Genomic DNA, 14808 nt, shown 5'->3' on the forward strand with positions numbered 1-14808 from the left:
CTGTCAGTTATTATCAGAATACTTTCTCCAATCTTCATGCACATCCTGCATAAAAAACAGCCCCTTTCTGTCATCACCCTGATATCAGAAAAGGACTGTCTTACACCGGATATTCGCAATCCGCTTTGCTACTTGCTCATAACAGATAACCTGCTTTGCAGTTTATCTAGTCAAGCGGATATTCGCAATCCGCTTTGCTACTTGCTCATAACAGATAAACTGCTTTGCAGTTTATCTGTTAAAATACTCCTGCTCCAGGTATCTGGCTACATAGATTCCGCTGGCAGATGCATGGGAAAGAGAGTGTGTCACACCGCTGCAGTCTCCGATAACAAAGAGACCCTTGTGGCAGGTTTCCAGATTTTCGTCGATCTCAACCTCCATGTTGTAGAATTTAACCTCCACGCCATAAAGCAGAGTATCGTCATCCGCGGTTCCCGGTGCGATCTTGTCCAGGGCATAGATCATCTCGATGATGCCATCCAGGATACGTTTCGGCATAACAAGGCTTAAATCTCCTGGTGTCGCAGAAAGTGTAGGTGTTACGAAACTTTCCTCAATACGGGCTTTTGTGCTTCGTCTTCCGCGGATCAGATCTCCAAACCGCTGTACCATAACACCACCGCCAAGCATATTGGAAAGTCTTGCAATGCTCTCACCGTATCCGTTGCTGTCATGGAACGGCTCTGAGAAATGCTTGGATACCAGAAGGGCAAAGTTTGTATTGTTGGTATGCTTTGCCGGATCTTCGTAGCTGTGACCGTTTACTGTGATGATACCGTTGGTATTTTCATTCACGACAACACCTCGCGGGTTCATGCAGAAGGTACGGACCATATCCTCAAACTTCTCAGTTCTGTAAACGATCTTGCTCTCATAAAGCTCATCTGTCAGACGGCTGAAAACCTCTGCCGGAAGCTCCACACGGACTCCGATGTCCACACGGTTGGAAAGAGTCGGGATCTTAAGCTCTGTACATACCGTCTCCATCCATTTACTTCCGCTTCGTCCTGCGGAGATGATACAGTAAGTTCCCTCGTAACGCTCATCTCCTACAAAAACTGCATAACCGTCTTCAGTTTTTTCTACTTTGTCAACAGATGCGTCAAAATAGAAGTCCACATGGTCTTTCATTTTTTCATAGAGGTTCTGAAGCACCACATAGTTGATATCTGTTCCCAGATGACGGACTGATGCATCCAAAAGATGCAGGCCGTTCTGAAGGCAGATCTTACGGATCTCGCTGTTTGTGGTAGAATAAAGCCTGGTTCCTTCACCGCCATGCATCAGGTTCAGTTTATCTACATATTCCATCAGCTCTGTGGCTGTATCCTTGCCGATATGCTGGTACAGAGTTCCGCCAAACTGATTGGTGATATTATATTTTCCGTCGGAGAAAGCGCCTGCACCGCCAAATCCCTTCATGATCGCACAGGTTTTGCAGTGGATACAGGATTTTACTTTCTTTCCGTCGATGGGACATTTTCTTTTTTCCAGAGGATGACCGGCTTCAAAAACCGCGATCTTTTTCTCCGGATCATTATTCATCAGTTCATAGGCCGCAAAGATTCCACCGGGACCTGCTCCTACGATCAGTACATCATATTTCATAAATAAAAACTCCTTATCTTGTATTGCACATTTTCAGTACTTTGTTTTTGCACAAACCCTGTCTATTCTACAATAAACGTGTTCAAAAGTCACCGTTTTTTTTCGGTTTTGGAAAAAAATCCTCAATCCTTCCGGAACCTTCCGATCTTAAGCTTTTTTCCATCTGTTTCCACGGTAATAGCACCGTTTTTCATGGTGTATTCCACCTGACTTCCGGCCTCTTTAAGCCGCTCTACGGTTTCCGGTGACGGATGTCCGTAGGTGTTGGTGAGCGAACAGGAAATGATCGCCACTTCCGGCTTTATTTTCTCAAGAAATGCTTCTGTGGTAGAATAACGGGAACCGTGATGTCCCACCTTCAGACAGTCAACATCCTCAAGCCCCCCGGCTGCCAGAAGCTTTTTCTCCGTATCTGCACCGATATCTCCGGTAAAAAGCATCTGAAAATCTCCAAAAGACAACTCCATCACCATAGCTTCCTCATTCACATCTTTTCCTGTGGCATTTTTCTCCGGCCACAGAACAGAAAAAGATACTTTGCCGCAAGGCAATTCATCCCCTTTTCCTGCTGTCACGACCTTAACTCCGGCTGTTTTTGCTGCCTCTGCAAGCTCCCTCCATGCATCTGGTCTTTCCGCCCAGGCAGGCAGGATCAGATATCCGGCCCGGATGGTTGTAAGACCTTTTCCCATATATTCCAGAAGCTCCTTCACACCGTTGATGTGATCCTGATCTGTATGGGAAATAAAAATCCCATCCAGCCAGGAAATCCCCTGACTTTTCAATGCCGGCAAAAGGCAGTATCTTCCAAGCTCCGACTGGCTGCTGCTTCCTCCGTCGATCAAAAAATGGTGATCCTCCGGGGTCTCCACAAGAATACCGTCACCCTGTCCTACATCCAAGCAGATCACCTTCAGACTTCCTGCTGGATGATATCCCAGTATCAGGATTCCGACTGCCAGAAAAATACCGGCTGTTATCCGGATAGCATATAGCTTCCAACAACCTGCTTCCGCCCGCTCCTCTGCTAGCTCCGTTTCCTCACAGACTGCTTTTTTCTTCCGGAGCTGTTCTTTTATATACTGCCCCATAAACAGAACTGTGATCAAAAAGCCATAATATACCAGGATCTGCCATATTTCCGGCTCTCCTCCGATCCAGGTACTCCATCCTGATCTTCCTGCCAGACTGCAGAGATATTCATAAAAAAGCAGCAGTACCCTTGCCGGCAGGATTACCAGTTTTGCCGCAGGAATACTGAGAATTCCCAGCAGCAGCGCCGCCATTCCTCCAGTCAGCACTACCCCCACACTTGGAAGCACCAACAGATTCAGGATAAATCCGGCAATAGAGACTTCTCCGAAAAACTTCAGCATCACCGGCAGAGTCACAAGCTGAAGAGCTATAGGACTTACCAGTGCCTTTGTCCATTTTTTCTCCGCTCCTGCAAGGGCACAGATCTTTTCCGCAGCGAGCCCCATTCCCAGAACACAGCCAAAGGACAGAAGAAATCCGCTGTCCAGGAGATAGGCCGGAGATTCCACAAGGATCATCATGGCAGTTACGGAAAGAGCACTCATCATATCATAGATCCGTCCGGTGATCCTGGCTCCCATGGCGATCAGAAACATAGTTACTGCACGCATGGTGGAAACACTCCCTCCGGTCATGATCCCATACTGCAGCATCACTCCCAGAGAAAAAATCCCGGCAGGCCAGATTCCCAGTCCCATCTTCTTTAGAAGGTTGTAAAGCCCCATTCCCAGAATACTGATATGAAGTCCGCTGATGGCAAGGATATGTATGATTCCGGCCAGCTGATAGCGCATCTGTGTTTCCGGATCCAGTTCCTGTTTGTCTCCAAGCGTCATGGCACAAAAAACAGGTGCATCTTTTCCTGCTGCTTCCTTCAGGATCTGTCTGCAGCTTTCTTTTATCTCCAAAAGGAGCTGCCTGTAGCCGGAATACACTGCTGTTTTCTTTTGGAGCACAGCGTTCTTCATAAAATAATAAATATGACGACAGGCATAAAAGTGTTGGCTGTCAAATCCCCCCGGATTCGCAGGACCTTCCACTCTTTTCAGCGTTCCCTTGACCAGGATCCGCATTCCCGGTTTCAGATCTTCTTCTTTTTTGAGAAATATTCTTACATTTTCAATTGGAAATTTTTTTGACTGATGGATAAGATATGTTTTTTTCAGATAAACAGACTGGGAAAATTCTGTGTTTTCATACTGTTCCACCTCCCCGCAGATCATGGAACCAGGGTGCGCTTCGATCTGCTCCTGCACATTTAACGGAAGGGGATTCCCCCTGATCAGAGGAATCCCCATAAGCTCCAGTGCGCCAAGACTCAGCACCATAAGAAAACACAAAAGACACATCGGCCTTTTCGCCATAAATGTTCTCCCGTTTTCTGATATTTTGAAATGTTTTATTTTTTCTATTCTTTTTTAGCCTTTGTGTGTGCCAGCAGGCTGTCGTTCCATTCATAGAACTTATAAAGCTGCATATTCTGGCCAAAGGTCACTTCCTTGTTTCCTTCGATGGAAATCTCAACTTTGTCCACATCCGTTGCCGCGATCAGCGTATTTACCACCGAATACACGGCAATCTGTTCCGAAACATCCAGCGCATAATCCTGAAATACGGAATTATAATCCACATAGCAGATTCCGTTTGCTCTCGTCAGGGAAAGTACATCTGAATTCTCCGGTATTGTAGGATAATGTCCTTTTTCCAGCGGACCTCTTGCAAGCTGCTCCAGAACCACCGTAGCTTTCGGAAGATTTCGTCTGTAGCGGACACTTCTCTGTTCCGCTACCAGTTTATCTCCGTTTTTATTTGTGAAATACAAAGTAAAGGTGTCATAGCTGTACACATCCCCATCGGACCCGGAAAACTCCACAAAGGTGTCGTTGTTCATGGCTCCCACTTCTTCACCCCTGGTATCTGTCAGCGGCTTTTTACCCACATAGATCTCCACAGAATCCACTCCTGGAACCTGTAAAAAGATCTTCACTATACCTGCCCGCACCAGAAGTTCTCTGGTACGTGACATTTTATCATAGGCCTCATTGAATTCTACGTTCAGGACTCCATCCTGTATGGAATAAGAAGAAATCTTTACCCCATCCGGAAAAAGTGAGATTCCGTCTTCCCGGGTCTCACGGTTATTCAGACTCTCGGAAAAATTGCGCAGCATCACTTCTGTTGTTTCCTTCTCCGGAGTATATTTTTCTTCTTTCAGTCTCGTTTCATCGCTGTTGATATAATAAAATCTATACTGCTGTTCTTCGTTTTTATTTCTTCCCGACAAACCTATGAAAGCAACCAGACCAAAAAGGATGCAGGCAGCGGCCACACAGATGATCAAAATCGTTTTTTTCATGCTGTACCTCCTAGGACGGGATATAGGACAGCGGGATCTTCACGGTAAATGTGGTTCCCTCGCCCTCTTTGCTGGATACCTTGATGATCCCATGATGCATGGCTATAGAACTTCTTGTAATAGCAAGTCCAAGACCGGTTCCGCCGATCTCTCTGGAATGGGATTTATCCACACGATAAAAACGCTCAAAGATCCGTTCAATGGAATCTTCCGGTATTCCCAGGCCGGAATCTGCAACCGTCACATAGAAATCCTTATGATCCGCATCCAGTGTTACGCGGACCCATCCCTCATCTACATTGTATTTGATACCATTTTCGACCAGGTTACTGATGGCAAGGGTAAATTTCACCTCATCCACATCTGCGGTTACCGGTCGGAACGAATCCAGGATCAGGTCAATCCTTCTCTGATCTGCAATAGGACGGAGACGCTTCAGGATATTCTCCAGCAGCTCATTGATATTCATATTGCTGATATTCATATCTGCTGCTTTTTTGTCCATTTTTACCAGGGAGAGCAGATCGGTGATGATCTTGTTCTCTCTGTCAATCTCTTCTGTGATATCAGAAAGAAATTCCTGATACAGTTCCTCCGGAACCCCCTGCTGTCCTACCAGCGAATCCGCCAGAACCTTCATTGAAGTCATAGGTGTCTTCAGCTCATGAGACACATTGGATACAAACTCCTGTCTGGATTCATCCAACGTCTTCATTCTGGAAAGCATCTTGTTAAATGCATCTGTGATCAAAGCTGTCTCTGTATAATCCGGTACCGAGATCTCCTCATTCTGATATCCGTCTGTAAGGTCCTCGATTGCTTTCGTTACCCTGGCAAATGGCTTCACCAGGATCGTGGAAAGAATATACCCCAGAAAAATGGCCAGCACTACAATGATACCGATGATCAGAATCCCTTTCTGCTCCAGTTCATGGATGGTTGCTGTCACCTCACTGGAAGATGCCATGATCATCATGGCACCCTGCACCTGTTTTACATCCGGACTTTTTACCGGAACTGCCAGGATCAGCTTCTGGCTGTCAGAATCATATTGGTAGGCATCTTCTCCTTTAAAACAGTTCAATACTTTCTGGGAAACCAGAGTCCTGCCCTCATCCACGCCATAGGTATCCTTGATGATCCTGAAATCCCTGTCTACAATGAGAATCCTGCCACCATAGCTGTTGGACAGTAATTCCAGCTTGCTGTTCACTGTCTGAGAGCTGGTGTCATTCAGATAATTCTCCTTGATCAGCAGGTCGCACATGATGTCACAGATGTTCTCCATGCTCTGCACACGGTTGGCAATGGCACGATCTTCATAGTTGGCAATGACCATTTCCGTTACGATGACACTCGGTACGATTCCCAGTATGATCAGGATGATCAGAATACGAAAGCGGAGACTTTTGAAAAATTTGCCGTTCTTTTTGAACTTCACAGGTTATGCCTGGAAATAGTAGCCCACACCCCATTTGGTGTGTACATATTTCGGCTCACTGGGATTGGCCTCGATCTTTTCTCTCAGGCGGCGGATATGTACATCTACGGTACGGACATCTCCCGGATATTCATAGCCCCATACGATATTCAGAAGATTTTCTCTGCTGTATACCTTGTTCGGATTGAATACCAGCAGCTCCAGCACATCAAATTCCTTGGCTGTGAGGTTGATCTCCTTTCCGGAGATAAATACGCGGCGTCCCTCGCAGTCCAGCTTCAGTTCTCCGACTTCCACAGTCTTGGCCTTCTCCTGCTTGTCCTGTTTGCTGCCTGCACGGCGGATGATCGCCTTGATGCGGGCTTTGACTTCCAGGATATTGAAAGGCTTGGTGACATAATCATCAGCTCCGTATTCCAGACCCAGGATCTTATCCATATCTTCTCCTTTTGCTGTAAGCATGATGATCGGAACATTGGAAAATTCACGGATCTGCTGGCATACCTCAAGACCGTCCATTTTTGGAAGCATCAGGTCAAGAAGAATGATATCGTACTCTCCTGCTTTTGCTTTTTCCAGTGCTTCCTCTCCGTCATAGGCACAGTCCACTTCCATTCCGTCCTGCTCCAGACTGAAGCGAAGTCCCTTGACAATCAGTTTCTCATCATCTACTACCAATACTTTCCTGCTCATTTAGCGCTCCTTACTTTATTGCTATTTTATCCTTTATCTTCTCATAGGTTCCTTCTTTGATGCCTGGTACATTCATGATATCCTCTGCTGAAGCAAAGGGACCGTTCTCTTCCCTGTAAGCGATGATCGCCAGGGCCTTGGACTCCCCTACACCTGTAAGAGTAGTAAGCTGGGATACATCAGCGGTGTTCAGATCGATCTTCTGCTCTGTGGAAGATGCAGTCTCAGCTTCACCGGAATCCTCTCCGGCGGATTTCTGTCCGCTCGCCGTTTCGGTACTGTTTTCTGCTGTGACTTCCGCTCCATCCTGGGTAGCTGCGATCCGCTGGCTGTCCACCTCCGCCTGGGTAGGCACATAAACCTGCTGTCCATCGGAAAGTCCCTTAGCACGGTTGAGATAGCTTGCCGCAGCTTCCGGAAGATATCCTCCGGCCTGCTCGATAGCCTGAAAAACACGGCTGCCATATGGAAGCTCATAGACTCCCGGGCTGGTCACTGCTCCACATATATCTACATAAATGGTCTGAGGGGTGTCTGAGATCTCCGGCAGCTGTTTTTCAACCTCCGGAGCCGGTTCCTCCGCAGACTCATTCTGTTTCTTCTGTGATATATCTGCCGCAGTCCCTGCGGATGCCTTCCCGGATACTTCACTTTCCGTATCCTTCGGTTCTTCCTGCTCTGCATCCATTCCGGATGCTTCCGTACTTTCTTCCTGCACCAGTTCTTTCTCCAGAAATTCTGTTCCGTCATCCTTACAGCCTGTCAGCCCTGCCAGGATCTGTAACAAAAATATGGAAAAAACAAGCCGAACACTTCTGATATGTGATCTTATTTTCATAGGTAGGCGGTTCACTCCTTTCCGCCGATGTGGCGACAGGTGCCCCGTTACTCATGCAAAACCATACCTTATTTTAACGAAGTATTACAAATATTACAATACTTTTATTTCTATTTCCATTTGAAAATAACCACACCTGCAATACAGATCAGCATTCCCAACAGCTTTCTCCACTGAAAATCTGCTCTTTCCACACCGAAAATCCCCAGCAATTCTATAAGATAAGCCACCGCAAGCTGAGAAATGACAATAAGCATAACCGCCCGCGCAGGCCCCAGACTTCCCATACTCCGGATCACTGTGATAGTGATAAATGCACCGATCACTCCTCCGAGTAAATTATATTTAGCCTCTACCTGCCACAGCATGCCGATACTTTCTCTGCCTGTGAAAAACCATGCTGCCACACAGACCAGAAATGCAGAAAACTGTACCCAGCCGGTTGAAACCCACAGACTGGTCTGTTTTGTTACATTTGTGTTAAATACCCCTTGAATACTCATCAGTGCACCTGAGATCAGTGCTGACAAAAATCCCCACATAAAAATCCCTCCATATATACTCCATTTCCGGTATTACTGCCGGAAAAAGGCGCTGCATATTTCTGCAACGCCTTTACGGTTTCTTATAGTTTATGTTGTTTTTCTGAAATTATTCCGGAAAATATTTTCTGAGATATATCCTTCCGGAAAACGCAATATGCGGCATCTCATAAAAAATGGCTGTTTTCGGACAGATCGGACGATAGAGCGGGTCTGCCACAATGATCCTGGCTGTTTTCAGCTTTTCTTCCATGGCTTCCTCGCCACAGATGGCTTCATCTCCCTTGCGCAAAAGTCCCTCTGTGATCTCCAGCGGACAGAGCAGCTGAACCTTTTTTCCGTATTTCTGCTCTATGACTGCTGCCAGGGAGCCCATGGTAACCGGTTCTCCGATGATGGTAATGTCCGGTACGGAAAAAAATACCTCATCTTTGTCGGGCATTTCCCTGCTTTCTCCTGAAGGATCAGATACTGCTGACAGACTGTTCCTTCCCTGAAAATAGATTACCTGCTCCGGAGTTACTTTCCACAGTTCCTCCTGTTTCCCTAAGATCTGCCCTCCGCTTTCCTCTGCGGAGTCATCCTTCTTATTTACCCACTCTCCACAGGATCTATCCGCGATCCGCTCAAGTGCATCTGAAATCTGCCCCTCATAGCCTTCCACAGGAGTCCCCACGAGAAATGGCGTACCGAATTTTTCTTTCAACACATTGGCCGCCGGGATTCCCACAGAGGATACCACAAGGTTTACCGCTGCTTCACCGGCACAGGACAAAGCTTCCAGCGTATCCCCCATAGCCCAGGTGGAAAGTATCTCCCAGCCATAGTTTTTCAGACGTTTTTTCATAGCATCTACTGCAGACTGCGGGCCAAGATCAAGGGGTGTTGCTCCAAGAAGATTTAATTTTCTGCTTCTCTTCTCTGTAGATCTTTCCGCAGATCCCGTCGGTACTTCTGAACACCTTCCTGTTTTCTCTGCTGCTCCTGTGAAATGTCCTGCGATTTCCGCCAGTGCCAGCCCTGCTCCGTATACATAGTCGTGCATGCCGCTGGTCGGAACCGAAAATACCGGAATTTCGGTCCTTGCTGTAAGTGCACGGGCCAGTCCCTGAAAATCTGTTCCGTTCATAAAGGGGATCGGTGAACTTGCAAGTGCAATAAATTTCGGTTTCAGCTCCTTTGCCGCCTCTTCGATATCCTGAAGAAATTTCTCATCATTTCCCATAATGGCATCGATATCCGTAAGACCTGAGATAAAGATCAGACTGTCCTGGTCGTACCACCGGATCTCATCATGGGTATTATAGGTAGAATTACAGCCGGAGGGATCATGCATCACTGTCATTCCTCCAAGCTCATACAACGCGGAGCAGACACCAGACACGTCTGCCGTGTAGATTGGTATGATCCGATATGCCTGTCTCATATGCAGCTTTCGCACCCCCATCCCTTTCGAACGATCAGATCCTCCGGAGCTTTTTCCTCATTAAATGCCTCCAGCATCAGCTGTGCAGTACGTCTGATCCCGTCAAAGCCCCAAAGCCCGCCACCCTGTACCATATTGACAAAATTCCGGCTTCCGGTAAACCAGGCTGCTTTTTGTCCGACGGCAAGGATTTTTCCGGAATGCTGCCGTGACCGCACTCTCATCTCCGGGCGGACAGTCGAAATCAACATGAGTTCCGGGTAATTCTCCTTCAGCCAGAAAAATACTTCTTTTTCTTCCGGGCTGATACTGTCCAGAAAAACGGACTGTACCTGAAATCCATGCGTAAGGAGAAGCTTTGCAAGTCCCAGAGGTCTTGGATGAAAAAGATAATCCACAGCTACGGGAGTGTCACCGATGATCTGGTGTGCATGGAAAAGAGCTTCCTCGCATTTTCGGATCTCCGTTTCGATATCCAGACCATTTTTACCGCCACTTTGCTGCTCCAGCAGCTCCAGCAAATACTTTTCCTGCGTCTCTATCTCCTCATAGTCAAAGCTTCCGGGCAGGTATAAAAACGGCCTTCCAAGTCTCTCCGCCTGCTGCTGTACTCCGAATTTTCCTGCCGGATAGCAGTTAAGGATCAGGCTTCCCTCTCCCAGGCTCTGATAATCCTCCCAGGTCTTACAGGCCGGTGCTTCCCGGAGACGGATTCCGTTCTTTTTCAGGATCCGGCAGATATCTGCACTCTCATCCAGCACAAAATCACTGCCCAGGACTGTAACACATTCCGGATCAGCTTTCCTCTCCGGTACTGCATCATACATGGCACGGCGCAGCTTCTGATCCGGAGTCGTACCTGTTTTCTGCATGACAGGATCCATAAAGCATCGCATAAAAAAAATCTCCGGAAATCTTTCTTCCAGTTCTCCGTAGATGCGTTCCAGATCACTTCCCAGAAAATGATGAAGACACACGGTAAAAAGCAGGACTGCCTTTGGCTTCTCATCCAGCCGGTTCAGAATGTCCGTCACTCCTTCAATGGTCACATCCTCCAGATTTCCGCCCAGAAGATCCTTTTCCTCCACGATCACAAAGGAAAAACGGTCTGCCGCATTCATCTCTGCGGCAGTCAGCACAACGCCACGCATGCAGTTATCCGCACAGACGTAGATCTGCCTTGCTTCCGGAACCAGCATTCCCGTATGTACAATATTCCAGTTTCCATGGACTGGTGAATTAAATTCCAGCCCCGACTGAAAGGGAACCGGAAAAGAGGCTTCCTTTATAAATATTTCTGTTTTTCCCGAAAGCTCTCTGTTACCAACTCTTTTTAACATGAGCCTTCCTCCCTGCATGCATTCAGGATCTGCTCGGCCAGTGTCCGGTACTCCTCTGCCATCTCACAATCCGGATAAGCTTCCAGAAGAGTTTTTCCTCGATTCTCTGCTTCCAGGACCAGTTCACTTCTGGAAAGCGTTCCCACTACCCGCGTATGAAAATCCTCTGCCAGCTCCCGGACTTTTTCTTCCTCTCCCGGCACGTTCCGCCGGTTCAGGATCACGCCGCCAAGGGATGCATATCCTCTGTTTCTGAAATTATCCACTGCCATGGCAATATTTGCCCCTGCATGGATGGCCATGTTTTCTCCGGAAGTGATGATAAATACCTTATCTGCATACCCCTTTCGCATGGGCATGGAAAATCCACCGCAGACAACATCTCCCAGTACGTCATAAAAAACAATGTCCGGTTTATAGGTCTCATAGGCTCCATTTTCCTTAAGCTTCTCAAGAGCAGTAATGATACCTCTTCCCGCACATCCAAGCCCCGGTGCAGGACCGCCGGCTTCCACACAGACTACACCCCCATATCCGATCTGCACCATATCCGTAAGCTTCAGCTCCTGGCGTTTCTCGTTATACAGCTCCAGCACAGTGGGAACCTTTTTTCCATGCCTGAGAAGGATTGTGGAATCTGCCTTGGGATCACAGCCGATCTGCATCACCTTCATTCCTTTTTCCGCAAGGGCTACTGCCACATTGGAAACCGTAGTAGATTTTCCGATGCCGCCCTTTCCGTATACCGCAACTTTTATCATTTTCTGTCCTCCGCTTTTGTGATCACATTAGAATATGCCGTTTTGGCGGAAACTCCACTGAGGTGGCCGATCTTTCCGGATAAGGAGCTGATCACATCCTGTGGTGCATCAATGGCAATACTGATGATATTGATGCCTTTTTCCCGGTAAGGGATCCCCATTCTCCCGATAATATATTTTCCCGCTTCATGAAGAAAACGGTTGATATCATCGATCACGTCATTGTTTTCCACAATGATCGAGATCAATGCCACTCTTGTCTCCATAAGATCTGACTCTCCTTTCCGATATTATCAGCAGATCCTCGGCAGAAGCTCTCCTCCCGGCTGCGGAAGAAGTGCCTGCGTTCCGATCTCCGTAGTCATGACAACCTTTCCCGGCTGGTCTTCCGTAACTTCACCGATAATGGCTGCGTCCCTGGAATAAGGACATTTACGCAGTGCTTCCACGATCCTTCCTGCCTCTTCCTTTGGCGCCATGATCACCATTCGTCCCTCACATGCCAGATAAAGCGGCTCCAGGCCAAGCATGCCGCAGACCCCCTTTACCTCCGGAGCTACCGGAACAGCTGCTGCATCCAGGCGGATCCCTACGTTACTCTGTCCTGCGATCTCGTAAAGAACCGTTCCGACACCACCTCTTGTGGCATCACGGATCACATGAATGTTATGGGTGGCATCCAGTACCTCTTTTACAGCTCCCCACAGCGGTGCGCAGTCACTTGTCACATCTGCGTCAATGCCGAAATCCTCTCTTGCCAGAAGAATGGTGCATCCATGTCTTCCCACATCACCGGTTACAATAATGGCATCTCCCGGTTTTGCCAGCTCACCGCCTACCTGAACGCCCTCCTGGATCTCACCCATTCCGGTTGTTGTGATAAACACACCGTCAACCTGACCTTTTCCTGCCACCTTAGTATCTCCGGAAACAATACGCACTCCGGCTTCTTTTGCTGTTTTTTCCATGGCTGCGGCAATCTCCTCCAGCTTCTCCATGGGAAAACCCTCCTCAATGACAAAAGCGCAGGTAAGATACATCGGTTTTGCTCCCATACAGGCAAGGTCATTAACGGTTCCGCAGATGGAAAGCTTGCCGATATTTCCCCCCGGAAAAAATGCCGGAGAAACAATAAATCCATCGGTGGATACTGCCATTTTTCCTGCAGGCGGAACCAGCACGGCCGCATCATCGGCTGTGAGATCCGGGTTTGCAAAATGCGTTTTGAATACTTCATCGATCAGTTCTGAGGTCTGACGGCCTCCGGCACCGTGTGCCATGGTCACTGTTTTATTTTCCATAATATTATCTTCTTTCTATGCTGGGTCAAAGGAATTTCATATCGGTTTCATCCTGTCAGATCTTCCGGATACGATCCTTCGTTTGTACTATATGTAATGTATCATATTTCGCAGTCCATTAAAGCGGACATCAGTTTCCGTACATAAAATATGCGGAACATGCTCCTTCATTGGATACCATACAGGCACCTACCGGATGCTGCGGGGTACAGACCTTTCCGAATACCTTACAATCTGATGGCCTGCATTTTCCCTGAAGCACATCCCCACAGCGACAGGCCGGATTTGGCCTGCCCTGAATCGGCGGCACTGCATATTTTTTTCTGGCATCAAAGGCTTCCCACTCCTTCCGGAGCACCAGCCCGGACCCCGGGATCACACCCAGACCGCGCCATTCAGAATCGCAGGGCTCCATCAGTTCATCGATCAGCTTCTGTGCCTCCGGGCTTCCCTCACTTTTTACCACACGGGGATAGCAATTCACAAAGAACGGTTTTCCTTCCTGAAAACGTACCAGTGCAACAGCCAGTGCCGTAAGCAGCTCCTTCGCTGTAAAGCCTGCCACCACACCACTGATGCCTTCCTCTGCCAGATGCTCGCAGAGCGCAGTTCCTGTGATCGCATTGACATGTCCGGGATAAAGGAACACATCCGCACTGCCCTTTAATGCCTGATAAGCCTGGGGCATGGTCTTGTTTGCCACAAGGAGCGAATAATTGGAAAGTCCGTCCTCTCCGGCCTTTTTCACGGAAAGACAGCCGGCAGGCGTGGTGGTCTCAAAGCCAACGGAAAGAAATACCACCTGCTCTTTTGGATGCTCTTTCGCATATTTTTCTGCATCTGCCGGTGAATAGACGATCCGTATCCTGGCGCCTTCTGCCCTGGCATCTGCAAGGCTTTTCTTTGTTCCCGGTACGCGGACAAGATCACCGAATGTGCAGATCGTCACCTGTTTTTCCAGAGCAAGATAAACGGCCTCGTCAATAAACCCTACCGGTGTTACACAGACCGGACATCCCGGTCCTGAGATCAGCTCCACCTGAGACGGCAGAAGCCTGCGGATCCCCAGACGGAAGATCTCGTGGGTGTGTGTTCCGCAGACCTCCATGATCCGCACCGGCGGTCCCTGATATCCTTCTATGATCTCTCTTGCTGTTTTTTTCCTCTCTTCCATCACAGCAGTTCCTCCATCAGCTGGTCTGTCTCTTCCTCGTCATCATCGGTGATCTTTGCAATGGCAACACCAGCATGCACCATCACATAATCCCCCGGCTCCAGGTCTCCCAGGAGCTGGGCGGAAACCTCTCTCTTTGCGCCGCCTGCATCCACCACTGCTGTTCCGTCACTGATCTTTACTACTTTTGCTGATAATCCTACACACATATTTGTGCCTCCCATCCTGCATTTCTGCTGTATGCTCCATGCATTATCATAAAACATTTTTGATCCGTATCTGCATGATCT

The 14808-nt window shown here is 48.0% G+C and carries 14 protein-coding genes; all 14 read right to left on the minus strand.

The window, feature by feature from the left end; genetic code table 11:
• Positions 1-231: 231 nt before the first annotated feature.
• Positions 232-1611, minus strand: coding sequence for an NAD(P)/FAD-dependent oxidoreductase (locus ACTNDQ_RS00320; RefSeq protein WP_278795352.1), 1380 nt, complete (start codon positions 1609-1611; stop codon positions 232-234).
• A 122-nt stretch (positions 1612-1733) separates the two neighbouring features.
• Positions 1734-4010 carry a DNA internalization-related competence protein ComEC/Rec2 gene (locus ACTNDQ_RS00325; RefSeq protein WP_278795351.1) on the minus strand — a complete coding sequence of 759 codons (2277 nt, stop codon included), beginning with the start codon at positions 4008-4010 and terminating at the stop codon, positions 1734-1736.
• A 44-nt stretch (positions 4011-4054) separates the two neighbouring features.
• Positions 4055-5002, minus strand: coding sequence for a GerMN domain-containing protein (locus ACTNDQ_RS00330; RefSeq protein ID WP_278795350.1), 948 nt, complete (start codon positions 5000-5002; stop codon positions 4055-4057).
• Between the two features lie 10 nt (positions 5003-5012).
• On the minus strand, positions 5013-6443 hold the full coding sequence (locus ACTNDQ_RS00335) for a sensor histidine kinase (protein ID WP_022426407.1): 1431 nt from the start codon (positions 6441-6443) through the stop codon (positions 5013-5015).
• Positions 6444-6446: 3 nt separating this feature from the next.
• A complete protein-coding gene (locus ACTNDQ_RS00340) occupies positions 6447-7136 on the minus strand; it encodes a response regulator transcription factor (RefSeq protein WP_015525979.1) in 690 nt (229 codons plus the stop codon).
• Positions 7137-7146: 10 nt separating this feature from the next.
• Positions 7147-7974 (minus strand): helix-hairpin-helix domain-containing protein, encoded by an 828-nt coding sequence (locus ACTNDQ_RS00345; RefSeq protein ID WP_441063175.1) that lies wholly within the window; start codon positions 7972-7974, stop codon positions 7147-7149.
• A gap of 110 nt (positions 7975-8084) precedes the next feature.
• Positions 8085-8516, minus strand: coding sequence for a DMT family transporter (locus ACTNDQ_RS00350; protein ID WP_021651570.1), 432 nt, complete (start codon positions 8514-8516; stop codon positions 8085-8087).
• 109 nt (positions 8517-8625) lie between these two features.
• Positions 8626-9942, minus strand: coding sequence for a nitrogenase component 1 (locus tag ACTNDQ_RS00355; RefSeq protein ID WP_278795347.1), 1317 nt, complete (start codon positions 9940-9942; stop codon positions 8626-8628).
• Positions 9939-11282, minus strand: a complete 1344-nt coding sequence (locus tag ACTNDQ_RS00360; RefSeq protein WP_441063178.1) for a nitrogenase component 1 — start codon at positions 11280-11282, stop codon at positions 9939-9941. Before ACTNDQ_RS00360 ends, ACTNDQ_RS00355 begins: the two co-directional genes overlap by 4 nt.
• Positions 11276-12043 carry a nitrogenase iron protein NifH gene (locus tag ACTNDQ_RS00365; RefSeq protein WP_144092247.1) on the minus strand — a complete coding sequence of 256 codons (768 nt, stop codon included), beginning with the start codon at positions 12041-12043 and terminating at the stop codon, positions 11276-11278. The genes ACTNDQ_RS00360 and ACTNDQ_RS00365 overlap by 7 nt, the downstream gene beginning before the upstream one ends.
• On the minus strand, positions 12040-12309 hold the full coding sequence (locus ACTNDQ_RS00370) for a TM1266 family iron-only hydrogenase system putative regulator (RefSeq protein WP_021651574.1): 270 nt from the start codon (positions 12307-12309) through the stop codon (positions 12040-12042). The genes ACTNDQ_RS00365 and ACTNDQ_RS00370 overlap by 4 nt, the downstream gene beginning before the upstream one ends.
• 27 nt (positions 12310-12336) lie before the next feature.
• Entirely contained in the window at positions 12337-13344 is a 1008-nt protein-coding gene (gene hypE / locus ACTNDQ_RS00375) for a hydrogenase expression/formation protein HypE (protein ID WP_270391050.1), read from the minus strand.
• A 130-nt stretch (positions 13345-13474) separates the two neighbouring features.
• Positions 13475-14518 carry a hydrogenase formation protein HypD gene (gene hypD, locus ACTNDQ_RS00380; protein ID WP_278603512.1) on the minus strand — a complete coding sequence of 348 codons (1044 nt, stop codon included), beginning with the start codon at positions 14516-14518 and terminating at the stop codon, positions 13475-13477.
• Positions 14518-14727: a HypC/HybG/HupF family hydrogenase formation chaperone gene (locus ACTNDQ_RS00385; RefSeq protein ID WP_022426401.1), complete on the minus strand. Its 210-nt coding sequence runs from the start codon at positions 14725-14727 to the stop codon at positions 14518-14520. The genes hypD and ACTNDQ_RS00385 overlap by 1 nt, the downstream gene beginning before the upstream one ends.
• Positions 14728-14808 lie beyond the last annotated feature (81 nt).

It is taken from the genome of Blautia massiliensis (ex Liu et al. 2021), assembly GCF_052064225.1.
In the GTDB taxonomy this organism is placed as follows: domain Bacteria; phylum Bacillota; class Clostridia; order Lachnospirales; family Lachnospiraceae; genus Blautia_A; species Blautia_A fusiformis.